Annotated in this window: 19 protein-coding genes and 1 riboswitch; of the genes, 15 read left to right on the plus strand and 4 right to left on the minus strand. The window is 43.5% G+C overall.

Features of this window, described 5'->3' with window-relative positions; genetic code table 11:
• Nucleotides 1-138: 138 nt before the first annotated feature.
• The 3 genes from BQ7344_RS13445 to BQ7344_RS13455 form a co-directional block, all read right to left on the minus strand.
• Nucleotides 139-1515: an NCS2 family permease gene (locus BQ7344_RS13445; protein ID WP_015543271.1), complete on the minus strand. Its 1377-nt coding sequence runs from the start codon at nucleotides 1513-1515 to the stop codon at nucleotides 139-141.
• Between the two features lie 34 nt (nucleotides 1516-1549).
• Nucleotides 1550-2836: an amidohydrolase family protein gene (locus tag BQ7344_RS13450; RefSeq protein ID WP_072522946.1), complete on the minus strand. Its 1287-nt coding sequence runs from the start codon at nucleotides 2834-2836 to the stop codon at nucleotides 1550-1552.
• Nucleotides 2837-2903: 67 nt separating this feature from the next.
• A riboswitch (purine riboswitch) is annotated at nucleotides 2904-2999 on the minus strand.
• Nucleotides 3000-3174: 175 nt separating this feature from the next.
• A complete protein-coding gene (locus BQ7344_RS13455) occupies nucleotides 3175-4407 on the minus strand; it encodes an argininosuccinate synthase (protein ID WP_072522947.1) in 1233 nt (410 codons plus the stop codon).
• 344 nt (nucleotides 4408-4751) lie between these two features.
• On the opposite strand from BQ7344_RS13455, the gene argC reads away from it, so the two are divergent.
• The 4 genes from argC to BQ7344_RS13475 are packed head-to-tail and all read left to right on the plus strand — an operon-like array spanning nucleotide 4752 to nucleotide 9175.
• On the plus strand, nucleotides 4752-5792 hold the full coding sequence (gene argC / locus BQ7344_RS13460; protein ID WP_072522948.1) for an N-acetyl-gamma-glutamyl-phosphate reductase: 1041 nt from the start codon (nucleotides 4752-4754) through the stop codon (nucleotides 5790-5792).
• A 54-nt stretch (nucleotides 5793-5846) separates the two neighbouring features.
• Nucleotides 5847-7070 carry a bifunctional glutamate N-acetyltransferase/amino-acid acetyltransferase ArgJ gene (gene argJ / locus BQ7344_RS13465; protein ID WP_072522949.1) on the plus strand — a complete coding sequence of 408 codons (1224 nt, stop codon included), beginning with the start codon at nucleotides 5847-5849 and terminating at the stop codon, nucleotides 7068-7070.
• Between the two features lie 25 nt (nucleotides 7071-7095).
• Nucleotides 7096-7992: an acetylglutamate kinase gene (gene argB, locus BQ7344_RS13470; RefSeq protein WP_072522950.1), complete on the plus strand. Its 897-nt coding sequence runs from the start codon at nucleotides 7096-7098 to the stop codon at nucleotides 7990-7992.
• Complete coding sequence (locus tag BQ7344_RS13475) at nucleotides 7985-9175, plus strand: aspartate aminotransferase family protein (protein ID WP_442855823.1); 1191 nt, start codon at nucleotides 7985-7987, stop codon at nucleotides 9173-9175. Before argB ends, BQ7344_RS13475 begins: the two co-directional genes overlap by 8 nt.
• A gap of 14 nt (nucleotides 9176-9189) precedes the next feature.
• Here BQ7344_RS13475 and BQ7344_RS13480 read toward each other — a convergent pair whose 3' ends face one another.
• Nucleotides 9190-9564 (minus strand): metal-dependent transcriptional regulator, encoded by a 375-nt coding sequence (locus tag BQ7344_RS13480; RefSeq protein WP_072522952.1) that lies wholly within the window; start codon nucleotides 9562-9564, stop codon nucleotides 9190-9192.
• A gap of 487 nt (nucleotides 9565-10051) precedes the next feature.
• Between BQ7344_RS13480 and BQ7344_RS13485 the strand changes: the two genes are divergently transcribed.
• From BQ7344_RS13485 to BQ7344_RS13530, 11 genes are all read left to right on the plus strand, one after another.
• Nucleotides 10052-10261 (plus strand): FeoA family protein, encoded by a 210-nt coding sequence (locus tag BQ7344_RS13485; protein WP_072523453.1) that lies wholly within the window; start codon nucleotides 10052-10054, stop codon nucleotides 10259-10261.
• Nucleotides 10262-10398: 137 nt separating this feature from the next.
• Complete coding sequence (locus tag BQ7344_RS13490) at nucleotides 10399-10617, plus strand: FeoA family protein (RefSeq protein ID WP_015543280.1); 219 nt, start codon at nucleotides 10399-10401, stop codon at nucleotides 10615-10617.
• Nucleotides 10618-10712: 95 nt separating this feature from the next.
• Nucleotides 10713-12893 (plus strand): ferrous iron transport protein B, encoded by a 2181-nt coding sequence (feoB, locus tag BQ7344_RS13495; RefSeq protein ID WP_072522953.1) that lies wholly within the window; start codon nucleotides 10713-10715, stop codon nucleotides 12891-12893.
• 148 nt (nucleotides 12894-13041) lie between these two features.
• Nucleotides 13042-13242 carry a FeoB-associated Cys-rich membrane protein gene (locus BQ7344_RS13500; RefSeq protein WP_083585552.1) on the plus strand — a complete coding sequence of 67 codons (201 nt, stop codon included), beginning with the start codon at nucleotides 13042-13044 and terminating at the stop codon, nucleotides 13240-13242.
• Nucleotides 13243-13253: 11 nt separating this feature from the next.
• Complete coding sequence (locus tag BQ7344_RS16325) at nucleotides 13254-13403, plus strand: hypothetical protein (RefSeq protein ID WP_181985344.1); 150 nt, start codon at nucleotides 13254-13256, stop codon at nucleotides 13401-13403.
• Nucleotides 13403-13768 carry a heavy-metal-associated domain-containing protein gene (locus BQ7344_RS13505; RefSeq protein ID WP_072522955.1) on the plus strand — a complete coding sequence of 122 codons (366 nt, stop codon included), beginning with the start codon at nucleotides 13403-13405 and terminating at the stop codon, nucleotides 13766-13768. Before BQ7344_RS16325 ends, BQ7344_RS13505 begins: the two co-directional genes overlap by 1 nt.
• Before the next feature lie 198 nt (nucleotides 13769-13966).
• On the plus strand, nucleotides 13967-14398 hold the full coding sequence (locus BQ7344_RS13510) for a DMT family transporter (protein WP_072522956.1): 432 nt from the start codon (nucleotides 13967-13969) through the stop codon (nucleotides 14396-14398).
• A 96-nt stretch (nucleotides 14399-14494) separates the two neighbouring features.
• Nucleotides 14495-15199: a helix-hairpin-helix domain-containing protein gene (locus BQ7344_RS13515; RefSeq protein WP_072522957.1), complete on the plus strand. Its 705-nt coding sequence runs from the start codon at nucleotides 14495-14497 to the stop codon at nucleotides 15197-15199.
• A 10-nt stretch (nucleotides 15200-15209) separates the two neighbouring features.
• On the plus strand, nucleotides 15210-15899 hold the full coding sequence (locus BQ7344_RS13520) for a response regulator transcription factor (RefSeq protein ID WP_072522958.1): 690 nt from the start codon (nucleotides 15210-15212) through the stop codon (nucleotides 15897-15899).
• 3 nt (nucleotides 15900-15902) lie between these two features.
• On the plus strand, nucleotides 15903-17330 hold the full coding sequence (locus BQ7344_RS13525) for a sensor histidine kinase (protein ID WP_072522959.1): 1428 nt from the start codon (nucleotides 15903-15905) through the stop codon (nucleotides 17328-17330).
• A 10-nt stretch (nucleotides 17331-17340) separates the two neighbouring features.
• Nucleotides 17341-18288 carry a GerMN domain-containing protein gene (locus BQ7344_RS13530; RefSeq protein WP_072522960.1) on the plus strand — a complete coding sequence of 316 codons (948 nt, stop codon included), beginning with the start codon at nucleotides 17341-17343 and terminating at the stop codon, nucleotides 18286-18288.
• Nucleotides 18289-18290: the final 2 nt, after the last annotated feature.

The raw sequence follows: 18290 nt of genomic DNA on the forward strand, positions 1-18290 counted from the left end.
CTCCTCATAGTTTCTCTCAAGTCTGTATCCATGTATTATATAGCATAACTATACAATGTTAAAGAATGAAAATAAAAAATGCAGGCCCTGTATGAGCAGGACCCGCATGAATTATTATAAAATCATAAATAATAAAAATCAGATGAAGATGTATTTCAGTATAAATAATACGGCAAGAATGTACATCAGAAGACTGATCTTCTTTTCTTTTGCCTTTCCTGTGATCACGTTAATGACAACGTAGGAGATAACTCCCATGGAGATACCTTCGGAAATACTGTACATAAACGGCATGGCGATGATTGCGATGAAACATGGGATTGCTTCGGTCATGTCGTTGAAATCGATCTTTGTAACAGATGTCAGCATCAGATAACCAACTACGATCAGAGCCGGTGCAGTGGCGAAGGAAGGAATTGCCAGGAAAATCGGGGAAAGCAAAAGAGAAAGCGCAAACAGTACGCCGGCTACCAGAGAAGTAAGACCGGTACGTCCGCCTTCTGCAACCCCGGAAGCACTTTCTACAAAGGTGGTAACGGTAGAAGTACCGCATACAGCACCTACACTTGTTCCGACAGCGTCAGAAAGGAGCGCGCCTTTGATCTTCGGAAGCTTACCGTCTTTATCGAGCATGTCGGCTTTGGATGCAACACCGATCAGGGTTCCGAGTGTATCGAACATGTCAACAAACAGGAATGCAAACATGATGACAACGAAATCCAGAGAAAATACGATCGAGAAATCCATCTTCATAAAGGTTGGCATCATGCTCGGCACAGAGATTCCGTTTGAAAAATCCGGAAGCAGGCTGTAATAACCAAGATCTGCATTTGGCACATAAAGGTGTGTCAGCTGACAGATGATACCAAGGATCCATGTGATCAGGATTCCCCAGAGGATACCGCCTTTGACATTTTTGGCAAGGAGGATCGCAGTAACAAGGACACCGATCAGTGCAAGCAGTACTGTGATTCCCTGAGAAGAAAATGTTCCTTCTGCAACGGAAGATTTGAAGGAAAAGATGCTGACAAGTGTAGAATCATTTCCGACAACGATCTTTGCATTCTGCAGTCCGATAAATGCGATAAAGAGACCAATACCTACGGATACTGCATGTTTCAGGTTCATCGGGATGGAGTTGAAGATTGCTTCACGCACATTTGTAAGAGAAAGTAAAATAAAAATGATACCTTCTGCAAATACTGCAGCAAGCGCCTGCTGCCATGTATATCCCATACCGAGGACTACTGTGTAGGTGAAGTATGCGTTCAGGCCCATGCCGGGAGCAAGAACGAACGGATAGTTGGATAAAAGAGCCATCAGGCAGGTTGCGATAAATGCGGACAGTGCGGTTGCAGTAAAGACGGCACCGCGGTCCATGCCGGAAGCGGACAGGATGTTCGGATTGACAGCCAGAATGTAGGCCATTGTCATAAAGGTTGTGATTCCTGCCATCACTTCTGTTTTGACGTCGGTGTGGTTTTCCTTCAGGTGAAAGATTTTGTCAAGATTCATAAAAGTACCCCCTTCGTATTGTGCAGATCGTGCACTAAAAGATTTTGTTTCCGGAAACATACTTTCCGGTGATGCAGTGATCGTCTGAAAGATAGATCAGTCGCTCCAGCCGTTCTCGTGCAGAGAGCTGCTGAGGATGGCGGAGGCTGCTGTCATCCAGGATCAGTGCATCAAACTCGTAGCCTTCCAGGAATGAGCCGACTTTTCCGAAAAATGCACCGCCGCCCATCGTGGCCATATAAAAGGCTTCTTCGAGAGAAAGCGGTTTGAGAGTGTCATCCACAAGTCTCCAGCGGAGTTTTGATACCTGAATGGCATCTGCGACTGCGCGGAGCATGGAGAGTGAATGCCCTCCTGCGATATCAGTGCCGAGTCCGATGTGAAGTCCTTCATCGAGATAACGCCGTGCCGGTGCGATCCCGGAGGAAAGATTGGTGTTGGACTGCGGACAGTGGGCAATAAATATGCCGCGCTTTTTCATAAGGGAGATTTCTGCGTCAGAACTGTAGACACAGTGTGCCATGATGGTTGGACAGTTTTCACCGCCAAAAAGACCAAATTGGTCATAAGCTTCCCCGTAAAATGAAGTACCCGGACATAATTCTTTTACCCATGCGATCTCGCTTCGGTTTTCGGAAAGATGAGACTGTACCGGAAGACAGTAAGTTCTCTGGATCTCTGCCAGACCGGTCATGAGTTCATCTGTGCAGGAAGGAGTAAAACGTGGGGTGAGAATCGGTTTGACATTCTCATATTTTCCTGCAGTATCAGTTAACCAGCGGACAGTATCCCGAACAGAAACAACAGCACTTTTTTCCTGAAGAGTGGCAGAACCGTTTCGGTCCATATTTACTTTGCCGATGAAAGTCCTGAGACCGGTTTTCTCCATAAGGTCCATCAGAAGCTCAGATGCCTCTACATGTAAAGTGCCAAAGACAGAAGCGCGGGTAGTGGCACTTTTTTTTATGTCATCGGCAAAAATAGTATAGGCTTTTGCAGCGTAGTCCGGATCCGAATATCTGGATTCTTCCGGGAATGTGACGGTGTTCAGCCAGTCAAGCAGTTCCAGATCCATATACATGCCGTGGAATGCATACTGCGGGGCGTGCAGATGAAGATCAGTCATTCCGGGGATGATCAGACATGGACTGACATTGCGTACCGGAATTCCGGAAAAATGCTCCGGAAGCTTCGGGAAAACACCGACGCTCCGGCCATCCTGACAGACCAGATAAGCGTCTTCAAGACAGGTCAGATGCCGGGAATCTGTGCTGAAACAGACGGCGCCTTTCAGTGCAAAAGTGGTTGGATTCTGTGTCATATAATCTACCTCCTTTTTGATAAACGGAGCTTTCCGGACAAAAAAAATACCGAATATTTATGCCCGACAAGTTCCGTAAAGAACTTATAGACAACTATTACGGTAGTTGGTAGAAACGTCCAACCAATTATGGACCTATATAAGTTTCGTGATGTTGTTTATAAAATTATTATAAAATAGAGGATGTTTTCTGTCAAATACAAATTCAAGAATATATAGGATAATATTGCACAAAAATTTTACACAAAATTTTATACAAAAATTTAAAAGCAGAATTTCGGAGCGGATATAAAAAACCGACAGACGATAGACCGCCTGCCGGTTTGTAAGATCAATGATTATTTGTTGTTTTTATTTTTCTCTACTTCGAGTAATTTCATGGCACGAACTTTCAGCGGAAGACCAAACAGTGTGATAAATCCGTCTGCATCGTGGTGGTCATACATATCACCTGTAGTGAAGGATGCAAGAGATTCATTGTACAGGCTGTATGGAGAAGTGGTTCCTGCCTTAATGATGTTTCCTTTGTAAAGTTTGAGCTTTACTTCACCGGTAACATATTCCTGAGTGGATTTTACGAATGCTTTGATTGCATCGCAAAGTGGTGTGAACCATTTTCCTTCGTATACGACCTGAGCAAACTGGCTGCCGAGTTTCTTCTTGGCTTCCATGGTATCACGGTCAAGGCACAGTTCTTCGAGCTGTTCGTGAGCAGCCATCAGGATCGTTCCGCCAGGAGTTTCGTATACACCACGGGATTTCATACCAACAACACGGTTTTCTACGATGTCGATGATACCGATACCGTTTTCACCGCCGAGACGGTTCAGCTCTGTGATGATCTCAGAAACTTTCATTGCCTTGCCATTCAGTGTTTTTGGCACACCTGCTTCGAAAGTCATTGTGATCTCAGTTTCTTTATCTGGTGCTTTTTCAGGAGTAACACTTAATACAAGCATGTCATCATAGTTTGGAGCCTGAGAAGGATCTTCGAGTTCCAGACCCTCATGGCTGATATGCCATAAGTTACGGTCACGGCTGTAGCTGTGGCTTGCGTCAAACGGAAGGTTGATTCCGTGAGCCTGGCAGAAGGCAATCTCATCTTCACGGGACTGCATGGTCCATACATCTGTCATTCTCCATGGAGCAATGATCTTGATGTCCGGAGCAAGTGCTTTGATTCCGAGTTCGAAACGGATCTGGTCATTACCTTTACCGGTAGCACCGTGGCAGATTGCAACGGCATTTTCTTTACGTGCAATCTCAACAAGTTTTTTTGCGATTGCAGGACGTGCCATAGAAGTTCCGAGAAGATATTTGTGCTCGTATACAGCGCCTGCCTGTACGCAAGGCATTACGTAGTTGTCGCAGAAATCATCAACAATGTCTTCGATATATAATTTGGAAGCTCCGGAAAGTTTTGCTCTTTCATCCAGACCATCCAGTTCGTTACCCTGTCCGCAGTTTACACAGCAGCAGATAACTTCATAATCAAAAGTTTCTTTCAGCCACGGGATCAGTGCTGTGGTATCAAGACCACCTGAATATGCAAGTACAACTTTTTCTTTCATAATATATTCCTCCTGAAAATAATTCTCTGCCTATTGGCAGATGCGCGAATGTTTGTTATTATAAAAGGTAAAGATTCATACGCTGATTTGATAAAGTGTTGAATCTTCATGTCCTGTCGTGTTTCGACAAGAGATAATATACAACAATTTTTATAAATATGCAATACCAATATGCAAAAAAATAAAAGGAATTTTTGCATAAAAATGCAGCATTAAATAGGAAACAACCTATAAAAACACACAAAATTAAGAAAAAAGAATGCAAAGTCCATGAAAATTACGTATTGCATATTATGCATTTAGGATGTATAATTGGTACATCTTTATTCTAGGAGGAATGAGAAATGATCAAAGCAGGAATTATCGGAGCAACAGGATACGCCGGAAATGAGCTGGCAAGACTGCTCCTTGGACATAAAGAAGTAGAAGTGGCATGGTATGGATCAAGAAGTTACATTGATCAGAAATATGCAGATGTTTATCAGAACTTTTTTAAACTGATCGATGCAAAATGTATGGATGACAATATGGCAGCACTTGCTGATGAAGTAGATGTGATTTTTACCGCAACACCGCAGGGACTTTGTGCATCACTTGTTAATGAAGAGATCCTTTCCAAAGCAAAGGTCGTCGATCTGAGTGCAGATTTCCGTATTAAAGATGTAAAGAAATATGAAAAATGGTATGGCATCGAGCACAAAGCACCTCAGTTTATTGATGAGGCAGTTTATGGCCTGTGCGAGATCAACCGTGAGGACATCAAAAAAGCAAGACTTATTGCGAACCCGGGATGTTATCCGACATGTTCGACTTTATCAATTTATCCGCTCCTGAAGGAAGGACTGATCGATCCGAATACGATCATCATTGATGCAAAATCAGGAACTTCCGGAGCAGGCAGGGGCGCAAAAGTAGCAAACCTCTACTGTGAAGTAAACGAAAACATCAAAGCATACGGCGTAGCAACACATCGTCATACACCGGAAATCGAAGACCAGCTCGGTTATGCATGCGGACAGGAAGTGCTGATCAATTTTACACCACATCTGATCCCGATGAACAGAGGTATTCTGATTACAGCATATGCTTCTCTCAAAAAAGAAGTTTCCTATGAAGAAGTAAAGGCTGTTTATGACAAATATTATGAAAACGAGACATTCGTGCGTGTCCTGGACAAAGATGTATGCCCACAGACAAAATGTGTAGAGGGCAGCAACTATGTTGATGTAAACTTCAAGATCGACCCGAGAACAAAACGTGTCATCATGATGGGAGCAATGGATAACCTTGTCAAAGGTGCGGCAGGACAGGCTGTACAGAATATGAACCTGATGTTCGGGTTTGACGAGGCAGAAGGACTTCATCAGATTCCGATGCTGCCGTAAAGGAACAGCATTATATATGAAAATGTTTTATAACGCAGAGAGGAGCGTATTATTATGAAGATTATCACCGGCGGAGTTACCGCAGCGAAAGGCTTCCAGGCAGCATCTATAGCTGCCGGAATCAAATATCAGGGAAGAACAGACATGGCAATGGTTTACAGCGAGAAACCATGTGTGGCAGCAGGAACTTTTACTACTAATATCGTAAAAGCAGCACCGGTCAAATGGGATCAGGATATCGTGTATAATCATCCGAGCGCACAGGTGATCATCTGCAACAGCGGTATTGCCAATGCATGCACCGGTGAAGAAGGTTTTGGTTACTGCCGTGCGACTGCGAAAGCGGCAGCAGAAACTTTAAATGTAGATGAAAACAGCGTTCTGGTTGCATCTACCGGTGTCATCGGTATGCAGCTTCCAATCGAAAAGCTTTCTGCCGGTGTCAAAGCAATGGCCCCGAAGCTTCAGGGAACACTGGAAGCAGGAAATGATGCGGCGAAGGCAATCATGACAACTGATACAAAAGAAAAAGAAGTGGCTGTAGAGATTGAGGTTGGTGGTAAGACCGTTACGATCGGTGGTATGTGTAAAGGTTCCGGAATGATTCATCCGAATATGTGCACCATGCTTGGCTTTGTCACCACAGATGCATGCATTTCCAAAAAACTTCTGCAGGAAGCACTGAGCGAAGATGTAAAAGATACCTATAATATGGTATCTGTTGACGGTGATACTTCCACAAATGATACCGTACTTCTGCTTGCAAACGGTATGGCAGAAAACCCGGAGATTAATGAGAAAAACGAAGATTATCAGAAGTTCTGTGAGGCACTGAATTATATCAATACTACACTTGCAAAGAAAATTGCCGGTGACGGTGAGGGTGCAACGGCGCTGTTTGAGGTCAAGATCATTGGTGCCGAGAGTAAAGAACAGGCAGTAACTTTAAGTAAATCCATTGTTACGTCTTCGCTGACTAAAGCAGCAATTTACGGACACGATGCAAACTGGGGAAGAATCCTTTGTGCAATGGGATATTCCGGTGCACAGTTTGATCCGGAAAAAGTAGATCTTTATTTTGAAAGCAAAGCAGGAAAGATTCAGATCATCGAAAATGGTGTGGCAGTTAACTACAGCGAAGAAGAGGCAACAAAGATCCTTTCTGAAGATGCAGTGACAGCAATCGCCGATGTAAAGATGGGTGACTGCACAGCAACTGCATGGGGCTGTGACCTGACCTATGATTATATAAAAATTAACGCAGACTACCGGTCTTAAGTAAAAAACGAGGAGATATGAAAAAATGGTAAAGCAGAAATATCTGGATAAAGCAGAAACTTTGATCGAAGCACTTCCTTATATACAGCGTTTCAATCGTAAGATTGTAGTGGTAAAATACGGCGGAAGTGCCATGCTTGACGAAGAACTGAAAGCAAATGTTATCAAAGATGTAGTTCTTCTGAAGCTTATCGGATTCAAACCGATCATCGTTCATGGCGGCGGTAAGGAAATCAGCCGCTGGGTCAATAAAGTCGGCATGGAACCACGTTTTGTCAATGGGCTGCGTGTGACAGATAAGGACACAATGGAGATTGCCGAGATGGTTCTTGCAAAAGTAAACAAAGAACTTGTCACATTGGTAGAATCTCTCGGCGTACAGGCAGTCGGTATCAGCGGAAAAGACGGCGGCCTTCTCAAGTGCCATAAGAAACTTTCCAAAGGCGAAGATATCGGCTACGTAGGCGATATCGAAAAAGTAAATCCGAAGGTACTTCAGGATCTTCTTGAGAGAGATTTCCTTCCGATTGTTTTTCCGGTTGGATTTGATACAAACTTTGATTCTTACAATATTAATGCGGACGATGCGGCATGCGCGATCGCAGAAGCTGTCCATGCAGAAAAGCTGGTTTTCCTTTCTGATATTGAAGGTGTATACAAGGACAAAGATAATCCGGATACACTGATCTCCGAGCTGCATGTACATGAAGCGGAAAAACTGATCAGTGAAGGCTACGTAGGCGGTGGCATGATTCCGAAACTGCAGAACTGTATAGATGCCATCGAAGAAGGTGTAAACAGAGTACATATCCTTGACGGACGTATCCCGCACAGCCTCCTTCTGGAGATATTCACAAACAAAGGTATCGGAACAGCTATTTTGAGAGAAGACGGGGAGAAATATTACAATGAGTATGAATGAACAGATGAATCATGCAGAAGAAAACATTCTGCATACATATAATCGTTTCCCGGTCATGTTTGACCATGGCGAGGGATGTTATCTTTATGATACAGAGGGCAAAAAATATCTCGACTTTGCTGCAGGAATTGCCGTAAACTCACTGGGATATCATTATCCTGGCTATGATGAGGCTCTGAAATCCCAGATCGACAAACTGACACATATTTCCAATCTTTATTATAATGAGCCGATGAGTGAAGCCGGAGAAAAACTGGTCAAAGCAAGCGGACTTTCCAAAGCTTTTTTTGCAAACAGTGGTACCGAAGCAATTGAAGGTGCGCTGAAAGCGGCACGTAAATATGCTTATACAAAATACGGCAAAGAAGCAGGAAAATACGAGATCATCGCGATGAACCATTCTTTCCACGGAAGAAGCATGGGCGCACTTTCTGTTACAGGAACCGAACACTACAGAGAACCGTTTGAACCACTTGTCGGTGGTGTGAAATTCGCAGATTTTAATGATCTGGACAGCGTCAAAGCGCAGATTACAGACAAAACATGTGCGATCATTACAGAAGTTGTACAGGGCGAAGGTGGAATTTATCCGGCGAAGAAAGAATTTCTTGAAGGGCTCCGCGCACTGTGTGATGAAAAAGACATCATCCTGATTTTTGATGAAATTCAGTGTGGGATGGGACGTACCGGATGTTATTTTGCATGGCAGTCATACGGTGTGAAACCGGATGTGATGACCTGTGCAAAAGCTCTGGGCTGCGGTGTACCGGTCGGTGCATTTGTTCTCGGAGAAAAAGCGGCAGCAGCATCTCTTGTACCGGGAGATCACGGCACAACTTATGGTGGAAACCCGTTTGTATGCGCAGCTGTCAGCAAGGTGTTTGATATTTATGAAAAAGACGATATCCTTGCACATGTGCAGGAACTGACCCCGTATCTGGAAGAACAACTGGATAAACTTGTGGATAAGTATCCGGTTGTAGCAGCCCGTCGTGGAAAAGGTTTCATGCAGGGACTGGTCATCACCGGAACAACAGTCGGAAGTATCGTGACAAAAGCACTTGAGAATGGACTTCTGGTAATTTCCGCAGGAAGCGATGTACTGCGTCTTGTACCACCGCTTGTGATCACAAAAGAAAATATCGACGAAATGGTCGAAAAATTAGAAAAGAGCCTGGCGTAATCGCCGGGCTCAAATTATTTTATACTGTTCAGATCAATGTGTTTTTTAATCGCTGCGAAGCTCTCAGAACTGATTACATGCTCGATCTTGCAGGCATCGTTTGCTGCAACGACCGGATTGACACCAAGCTTTTCCAGCCACTTAGAAAGGAAAAGATGACGTTCGTAGATTTTTTCGGCAGTTGCGCGCCCTGTCTCTGTAAGATAAAGATATCCTTCAGGAGATACGGTGATCTGATCTGTTTCGCGAAGCTTTTTCATTGCAACACTGACACTGGATTTCTTGAAGCCAAGTTCAGAGGCAACATCTACGGAACGTACAACCGGATGTGATTTGCTTAAGATTAAAATAGTTTCCAGATAGTTTTCAGCAGATTCGTTTGTATGCATTCCTTACACCTCAATTTCTTTTGATCTAATTGAAAATGATTCCTCATTTAGTTGCATAAAAATTCAAGATTATTCCTCAAATTTGTATTACTTCTATGATAACATATTTTGGCTGTTGAGACAACTAAAATGTCACTGTTTACTACGGATACTACCTGTGAACGGTAACATAAAATTTCCTGTAATGTACAAAGACATCACACAAAATTTACTGTAACATCCGGGGATTTTTAGAAAAAAATATTGGTTATATGATACGAATAAAAGTTAAGCAGAACGAATAGAAGTTATGTATAGCAAATAATAGTTTCATACAACGAAAAAAAGTACTTGACAGCTCACAAACGTTAGCATATACTAACCAATGTAAGAAAAGTAAACAGAGATTAACTGTGAACTTTTTTAATAAAGAAAAAAATTCTCAACAAGATCCTGACAGCAGAATCTGAGAATCTGAATTCAAACAGAAAGTGAGCTGATACATATGATGCCTTTAACTATGGCAGGAATCGGTGAGAAATGTAAGATACAGAAAGTTGGCGGAAATGACGAGACAAGACGTTTTCTTGCAAACCTCGGGTTTGTAAATGATGCAGAAGTGAGTATAGTGTCTGCAATCGGCGGAAACGTGATTGTTAACATCAAAGATGCCCGTGTAGCAGTCAACTCCGATATGGCAAGACATATTATGATCTGAATTAATACCAGGGTTCAAAAGCTCATGCATTGAGCGTGCTTGCATGCAGAAATGCATCAGGTATTAATTATTATAGAAAGTTATAAAAGCTTTAAGCATTTAGGCAATATAACAAAGAGGAGAAAGGAGACAGAACAATGACTTTAGGTGATGCAAAAGTCGGAACTACCGTTGTTGTAACGAAAATTGAAGGAGACGGCGCGTACAAACGTCGTATCATGGACATGGGAATTACAAAAGGAAGTGAGCTGTACATCAGAAAAGTTGCTCCGCTTGGAGATCCTGTAGAGATCACTGTAAGAGGTTATGAGTTATCCGTAAGAAAGAACGATGCTCAGTGCGTACAGGTAAAATAAGTGCGCAGTAGTGTTCGGTAGGAACTATTATGAAAAAATGCAACTGTGTAAGAAGCATGCAGTTACAATAAGAGGGATTAAGGAGGTAAGAAAAAATGGCAATTAAGATTGCACTTGCCGGCAACCCGAACTGTGGTAAAACAACAATGTTCAACGCATTAACGGGCGCTAACCAGTACGTAGGAAACTGGCCGGGAGTTACTGTAGAGAAAAAAGAAGGTAAATTAAAGGGAAAGAAGGGTAAAGGCGAAGACATCATCGTAACTGACCTTCCAGGTATTTATTCTCTTTCACCATACACACTGGAAGAGGTAGTCAGCCGTGACTATGTTCTCAAAGAAAATCCAGACGTAATCATTGACCTTGTCGACGCAACAAACATCGAGCGTAACCTGTATCTGACCACACAGCTGATCGAGACAGGCGTTCCGGTTGTTATCGCACTGAACATGGCAGATCTTCTTGAAAAAAGAGGAATCAAGATCGACACCAAGCGCCTTTCCATGCTGCTTGACTGCCCGATCATTGAGACATCTGCACTGAAAGGTGAAGGTCTTGACAAGCTGATCGACGAAGCAGTAAAAACTGCAAAGAAGAGCAGTGCAGATCTTCCGAAAGAAATCTTTACAAAAGAGATGGAAGAAGCAATCAGTGAAGTAAAGGAAGTTCTTCCGTCCTCCATCACAGAAGACAAGAAGAGATGGTATGCAGTAAAATTTCTCGAGAACGACGAAAAAGTAAAAGAAGCTATGAAGCTTTCTGCTTCCGGACAGTCTCTGGTAGACAGCAAACGTCAGGATCTTGAGAAAAAACATGACGATGACATGGAGAGTATCGTAACAGACGAGAGATACAAATTCATCCAGAAGATCGTTAACACAACCGTTAAAAAAGCAAAAGACAAACTGACTGTATCTGATAAGATCGACCGCATCGTTACCAACCGTATCCTTGGTATCCCGATCTTCGTTGCAGTTATGTGGCTTGTATATTATGTATCTGTTACAACTGTTGGTACATTCGTAACAGACTGGACAAACGATGTATTCGTAGTAGCTATTCAGGACTTCTTCAGTAACATTCTTGCAAACATCGGTGCAAGTGACATGGTAATGGGACTTGTAGTTGATGGTATCATCGGTGGTCTCGGTGCAGTACTTGGATTCGTTCCGCAGATGGCAATCCTGTTCCTGTTCCTGTCCATCCTTGAAGACTGTGGCTACATGGTACGTATCGCATTCGTTATGGACCGTGTATTCCGTCACTTCGGACTTTCCGGTAAGAGTTTCATTCCGCTTCTGATTTCATCAGGATGTGGTATCCCTGGTATCATGGCTTCCAAGACCATCGAGCAGGACAATGACAGACGTCTTACTATTATGACAGCAACCTTTATTCCCTGTGGTGCAAAACTTCCGGTTATCGCTCTTATGGGTGGTGTAATTGCCGGTGAGACTGCAGGATATGCAGAGAGCTCATTTATCGCTCCGCTGATGTACTTTATTGGTATTGTAGCTGTACTTGTAGCTGCAATCATCCTTAAGAAAACAAAACCGTTTTCCGGTAAACCGGCTCCTTTCGTAATGGAGCTTCCGCAGTATCATATTCCACAGGTTAAAACAGTTCTCCTTCATGTATGGGAAAGACTGAAAGGCTTCATTATCAAAGCTGGTACAATCCTGTTCCTTGCCTGCGTAGTAATGTGGTTCCTTGGTGGATTCGGATTCACAGATGGTGGATTTGGTATGGTAGAAGACAGCGCAGACAGCCTTATGGCAGCAATCGGTGGTGTGATCGCTCCAATCTTTGCTCCACTTGGATTCGGTGAGTGGCAGCCGGTAGCAGCTTCTATCTCTGGATTCACAGCAAAAGAAGCTATCGTATCTACAATGGGTGTCCTGGCTAACGTAGCCGGTGATACAGAAGATGCAGTAAACGTTGCAGCAGGTGTTGCAAGCTGGTTCCCGACAGGTATCGCAGCTTTCTCTTTCCTGATGTTCAACCTTCTTGATTCTCCTTGCCTTGCAGCTATCGCAACAATGGCAAAAGAAATGAATGACAGAAAATGGTTCTGGTTCGCAATTCTCTTCCAGAATATATTCGCTTATATCGTATGCCTCTGCTTCTATCAGATCGGTTCCTTCGTAACCGGCGGAGCATTTGGTATCGGTACTGTAGTAGGATTTGCAGTACTTATCGTAATGCTGTTCCTGCTGTTCAGACCAGATCCGTACAAAGATCAGAAAGTTTACTCCAAACGTTCTGTACAGGCATAAGAAATTATGAAATAATAAAGGGGCTGGATACAAAGATGTGTCCGGCCTCTGCTTTCAGCTTAAAGAAAGTTATTCCGGATGAAACGGAGAAGCAAATTGTGTGGTTGGCAGTAGTAATTAAGCCTGCAAATAAGAGAGGATGAGTAAAATGCTTGCAAATATAATTATAATGGTTCTGATTCTCGGATATTGTGCATTCGTGATCTATAAGAGTGTAAAGAATTCCAAAGAAGGCAAACATATGGGATGCGCCGGATGCAGCGGAAATTGTGGCAGCTGTGGCGGATGCAGCGGGGCTGCTTTTAAGAGAACTGCACAGTCTTCTTACAAAGAGAATCATCTGAAATAGGAGAAAATAATATGGGAAATTCAACAGGATCCACGATGTACATGTTTGGTGCGGTAATCATCATTTACATTGTCGGAATGCTGATCTATCAGGGATTCCAGTGGCTCAGGAAAAAAAGAGAACAAAAAAGAGATGAAGAGTTCAGAAGAGGTGACGAATAATGGTTGACATAATAGTTGTACTGATCGTGGTTGTTTTACTTGGATTTGCTCTGAAAGGCTCCATCAAACACTTTAAAGGTGACAGTCCGTGCTGTGGCGGTGGCGGCGGAACAGTTGTCCTGGATATTCCGGATAAAAAACTGGATAAGCCGGTTCTTGGAAAGAAAGTTCTCAAGATTTCCGGTATGCACTGCGAACATTGTGTAAAAGCAGTCACCGAAGCAATCAACAAAATTGACGGTGCTTCTGCAAAAGTAAATCTTTCTGAAAACGAAGCAGTCGTTTCTTATGACCGCGAACTTGACGAGGAACAGATTAGAAGAATCGTCAAAGATGCCGGATACAGAGTTGTAAGCATCAAATAATATATGGTAAATGAAATATCATTTTTTCGGATCCCACGGCGTAAAGCTGCGGGATCCTTTTCGGTTTCGAAGGGTTGATATGATATTTTGTTAAAAGGGCTGTCTGTATAAAATACAGATTTTGTGCATATGCTGATAGTAAAAGCTTCAGGTGGATACAGGAAAAAAGAGACCACCTGATCTGTATGGAGGTATTTTATGTGGGGATTTCTGGCGGCGCTGATATCCGGTGCATTGATGAGTATTCAGGGTGTTTTTAATACGGAAGTGACGAAACAGACAAGTCTCTGGGTATCGACCGGGTGGGTACAGCTTTCTGCGTTTGTGGTATGCGTGGCAGCGTGGCTTTTTACCGGACGGCAGAGTATAGGAGCACTCTGTCAGATTGAAAATAAATATACACTACTGGGTGGTGTGATCGGAGCCTTTATTACGATTACGGTGATTCAGAGCATGGGTGCACTGGGTCCGGCAAAAGCGGCAATGCTGATCGTAATCTCGCAGCTTATCGTAGCATACGTGATTGAACTTTTCGGAATGTTTGGTGTTGAGCAAGAACCTTTTGTATGGAGAAAAGTCCTTGGAATGCTGATTGCGATTGCCGGGATCGTAATTTTTAAATGGGAATAGGGGTTGTAAAACCCTGTAAAATTCGTTAAAATGAAATATGGTTAAGTATGAAAATCGGGGAAGTCTGCCGTAATGCTACGGAGGGAAGTGAACCGAATGATCATAAGAAAAAAATATAAACTGATCATCTGTATTTTGTGGTTGTTTTGCAGTGTTGCTTTGAATGGTTGCAGAGACCGTCAGAGTGAAATGCTGCTGGCAGGTCAGACTGAGACAGAAAATACAAGGACACCGGAAGTGACAGAGGCTGTAGATGTAGAAATAACAAAGACAGCCGAAGTGGAAAAACAGACAGAGCCGGTTGAATCTCAGCCAGAGACTGTTGAGACGCCGGCGAAGATATTTGTGGATGTCTGTGGAGCGGTCGCAAATCCCGGCGTATATGAGATGGAAGACGACAGCCGGATCTTTCAGGTAATCGAGGCGGCGGGAGGTTTTTTGCCGGAAGCAGCAACGAGACTTGTCAATCAGGCGCAGCCGGTCAGTGATGGTCAGCAGATTTATGTACCTACACAGGAAGAAGCGGAAGCGGGAAATTATCCGATGCCGGAGGAAAGTACATCTACTCTCGGAAGCCCTGGAGACGATACAGATGAGAATGCTTCCGATACGGTCAATATTAATACCGCGGATGCGGCCGCTCTGAAAACACTGACAGGAATCGGAGAGGCCAAGGCACGGGCAATCCTTTCCTATCGAGAGGAACACGGAGCTTTTTCTACAGTGGAGGAAATCATGCAGGTACCCGGGATCAAAGAAAGTACATTTTTAGCGATCAAGGATAAAATAGCAGTAAAATAAGGAGAAAAGAATGAGCAGGAAAGTTTTAGTGGTAGATGACGAGAAACTGATCGTAAAGGGAATCCGCTTCAATCTGGAGCAGGATGGCATGGAGGTTGACTGTGCTTACGACGGCGAAGAAGCAGTTGAAAAAGCAAAGGCCAATAAATATGACATTATCCTTCTGGATCTGATGCTTCCGAAGATGGACGGACTGGAGGTATGCCAGCAGATCAGGGAATTTTCCAATGTTCCGATCGTTATGCTGACTGCCAAAGGTGAAGATATGGACAAGATTCTGGGACTGGATTACGGTGCAGATGACTATATCACAAAGCCATTCAATATTCTGGAAGTCAAGGCGCGTATTAAGGCAATCATGCGTCGTGCACGTTCCGAACATGAAGAAAAAGAGAAGGCAAAGACGATTGAGTCCGGAGATCTGAAAATGGACTGCGAGAGCCGGCGTGTATTTATTGCAGGCAAGGAGATCAACCTCACGGCAAAAGAGTTTGATGTGCTGGAACTTCTGGTATTTAACCCGAATAAGGTTTATAGTCGTGAGAACCTTCTGAATATTGTCTGGGGATATGAATATCCGGGAGATGTCAGAACTGTGGATGTACATATCCGTCGTCTTCGTGAAAAAATCGAGACGAACCCGAGCGAGCCAAAATATGTACACACCAAATGGGGTGTAGGATATTATTTCCAGGCGTAAGATATGGTAACAAAAAAGAAAAACAGATTTTTTAAGAGCCTGCGTTTTCGCATCATGGTTATTCTGGTCATTCTCGGAATCGTGCCGGGAATCATTGTGACACAGCTTATGGTCGGCAATTACAAACAGCAGGCGTTGGAAGTGCGTACAGGTGAGATTCGGACGCAGTGTGCAATTCTCTGTAACCAGATTATCAGGGAAAACTATCTCAATGATCCGAGTTCAGAATCGATCAACAGCAAACTCGAGGTTCTGTCCAACACTTATGGTGGCAGGATCATGTTGGTGGACCGTGACTTCAAAGTGGTTAAAGATACCTATAATGTAGATGAAGGCAAGATACTGATTTCACCAAAAGTGGTCAAATGCTTTAAAAGCGGAGAGGCTACTGACTATAGTCAATATGGACAGACGCTGGAACTTGCTGTTCCGGTCAGAAGTGCAGATGTGCCGCAGATGCAGGGGGCAATGCTGATAAATATTTCTACAAGTGCGGTGATCGCAACAGTAAGTGAGCTGGAGCAGAGAGGTATGCTGATCGTTGGAATCATTATTGTGCTGTCTGTATTTCTGGCGTATATTCTGGCGGCTGTACTTGTCAAACCGCTGGCGAGGGTTACAAAGTCCATCGAAGACCTTACGGATGGTTATCAGAAGGATGAAATTTCCGTACCGGATTATACGGAGACAGAACTGATCACAGATGCATTTAATAAGATGCTGACGAGAATGAAAGTACTGGACGAATCACGTTCGGAATTTGTATCTAATGTGTCGCATGAATTAAAGACACCGATGACTTCGATGAAGGTGCTGGCCGATTCACTGGTCGGTCAGGAAGGGGTACCGGAAGAACTTTATCAGGAATTTATGCGTGATATTACTGCTGAGATCGACAGAGAAAACCGCATTATCACGGATCTTCTGACATTGGTGAAGATGGATAAGAAATCTGCTGATCTTCAGATCAGTCATATGAACATCAATCAGCTTCTTGAGGACATTCTCAAGCGTCTTCGTCCCATCGCGGATAAGCGTAATATAGACCTGATCCTTGACAGTTTCCGGCCTGTGGAAGCGGACGTAGATGAGCTGAAATTTACTTCTGCGATAAGCAATCTGGTTGAAAATGCAATCAAATATAATGTGGATGACGGATGGGTACGTGTCTCAATTGATGCGGATCATAAAGATTTCTACGTTACAGTAGCGGATTCGGGAATGGGGATTCCGGAGGATTCTCTGGATCGTATTTTTGAGCGTTTTTACCGTGTAGATAAATCGCACTCAAGGGAGATCGGTGGAACAGGTTTAGGACTTGCAATCACCAGAAGCACGATCACAATGCATCATGGTGTGGTCAAAGTATTCAGCAAAGAAGGGGAAGGAACGACATTTTCCGTTCGTGTGCCCCTGTCATATATTCCGTAGGAGGTGCCGGATGAAGAAATCAGTTAGCATACTTCTTCTGGCAGTCCTGATATGCAGCCTTTTTGCAGGCTGCAGCATTGAGACGAAAACTCAGTCAGGCACGGAAGAAAGCAAATACAATTTTTATTATCTGAATGCGGCGGAGACGGTACTGAAAGAAGAACCGTATGAGCCAAAAGAAGAAACAACCGAATTTATGGTTAAGGATCTGCTGCAGAAACTTGGCAAGAAAGAAGTTCCGGATGGTGGAGTCAGTCTGCTTCCGGAAGATGTGTCTATCAACTCTTATGATGTACAGGATGATCTTCTGGTCATTGATTTCAGCAAAGAATACAACAATATGAGTAAAGTGCGTGAGATCATGACACGTGCGGGAATCGTGCAGACGCTCTTGCAGGCGCCAGACATCGCAAAGATTCGATTTACCGTAGCCGGACAGGCGCTCAAAGACTCGCGAAACGAAGACATAGGTGAAATGACCAGCAAAACATTTGCTGAGTATTCAGGAAAAGACACCGAAAGCTATCGGTATGATACTTTTACACTGTATTTTGTGGATAAAAGCGGTAAAAAGCTTGTGAAGGAAGTACGAAATGTCTATTACAGACGTTCTCTTCCGAAAGAGCGCATTGTACTTGAACAGCTTGCGAAAGGACCTATGGAAGAAGGACACTATCCGACGATATCAGAACATTCTTCTGTATTGAGTGTGATTACGGCGGACAAGATCTGTTATATAAACATGAATAATGCGTTCCGCGAAGGAACAGAGGATGTGTCTGAGGATATTTCAGTTTATTCGGTTGTAAATTCTATTCTGGATTCCTGCGATGCAGAGAAAGTCCAGATTTCCGTTGACGGCAGTATGGACGGTAATTTCCAGGAAAGTCTGCCGTTATACAAATTTTATGAAAAAAATGAAGATCTGATTGCCCAGGATGACAAAAAGGAGTCCTGAGA

This window comes from Blautia sp. Marseille-P3087 (assembly GCF_900120195.1).
Classification (GTDB): Bacteria; Bacillota; Clostridia; order Lachnospirales; family Lachnospiraceae; genus Blautia_A.

What these genes read in the sequence shown, in the direction of transcription:
- BQ7344_RS13450 (WP_072522946.1), bottom strand. Translation starts at nt 2,836, where the DNA reads ATGACACAGAATCCAACCACTTTTGCACTGAAAGGCGCCGTCTGTTTC.
- BQ7344_RS13500 (WP_083585552.1), top strand. Translation starts at nt 13,042, where the DNA reads ATGCTTGCAAATATAATTATAATGGTTCTGATTCTCGGATATTGTGCA.
- argJ (WP_072522949.1), top strand. Translation starts at nt 5,847, where the DNA reads ATGAAGATTATCACCGGCGGAGTTACCGCAGCGAAAGGCTTCCAGGCA.
- BQ7344_RS16325 (WP_181985344.1), top strand. Translation starts at nt 13,254, where the DNA reads ATGGGAAATTCAACAGGATCCACGATGTACATGTTTGGTGCGGTAATC.
- feoB (WP_072522953.1), top strand. Translation starts at nt 10,713, where the DNA reads ATGGCAATTAAGATTGCACTTGCCGGCAACCCGAACTGTGGTAAAACA.
- BQ7344_RS13505 (WP_072522955.1), top strand. Translation starts at nt 13,403, where the DNA reads ATGGTTGACATAATAGTTGTACTGATCGTGGTTGTTTTACTTGGATTT.
- BQ7344_RS13525 (WP_072522959.1), top strand. Translation starts at nt 15,903, where the DNA reads ATGGTAACAAAAAAGAAAAACAGATTTTTTAAGAGCCTGCGTTTTCGC.
- argB (WP_072522950.1), top strand. Translation starts at nt 7,096, where the DNA reads ATGGTAAAGCAGAAATATCTGGATAAAGCAGAAACTTTGATCGAAGCA.
- BQ7344_RS13445 (WP_015543271.1), bottom strand. Translation starts at nt 1,515, where the DNA reads ATGAATCTTGACAAAATCTTTCACCTGAAGGAAAACCACACCGACGTC.
- BQ7344_RS13515 (WP_072522957.1), top strand. Translation starts at nt 14,495, where the DNA reads ATGATCATAAGAAAAAAATATAAACTGATCATCTGTATTTTGTGGTTG.
- argC (WP_072522948.1), top strand. Translation starts at nt 4,752, where the DNA reads ATGATCAAAGCAGGAATTATCGGAGCAACAGGATACGCCGGAAATGAG.
- BQ7344_RS13485 (WP_072523453.1), top strand. Translation starts at nt 10,052, where the DNA reads ATGCCTTTAACTATGGCAGGAATCGGTGAGAAATGTAAGATACAGAAA.
- BQ7344_RS13480 (WP_072522952.1), bottom strand. Translation starts at nt 9,564, where the DNA reads ATGCATACAAACGAATCTGCTGAAAACTATCTGGAAACTATTTTAATC.
- BQ7344_RS13510 (WP_072522956.1), top strand. Translation starts at nt 13,967, where the DNA reads ATGTGGGGATTTCTGGCGGCGCTGATATCCGGTGCATTGATGAGTATT.
- BQ7344_RS13490 (WP_015543280.1), top strand. Translation starts at nt 10,399, where the DNA reads ATGACTTTAGGTGATGCAAAAGTCGGAACTACCGTTGTTGTAACGAAA.
- BQ7344_RS13530 (WP_072522960.1), top strand. Translation starts at nt 17,341, where the DNA reads ATGAAGAAATCAGTTAGCATACTTCTTCTGGCAGTCCTGATATGCAGC.
- BQ7344_RS13455 (WP_072522947.1), bottom strand. Translation starts at nt 4,407, where the DNA reads ATGAAAGAAAAAGTTGTACTTGCATATTCAGGTGGTCTTGATACCACA.
- BQ7344_RS13475 (WP_442855823.1), top strand. Translation starts at nt 7,985, where the DNA reads ATGAATGAACAGATGAATCATGCAGAAGAAAACATTCTGCATACATAT.
- BQ7344_RS13520 (WP_072522958.1), top strand. Translation starts at nt 15,210, where the DNA reads ATGAGCAGGAAAGTTTTAGTGGTAGATGACGAGAAACTGATCGTAAAG.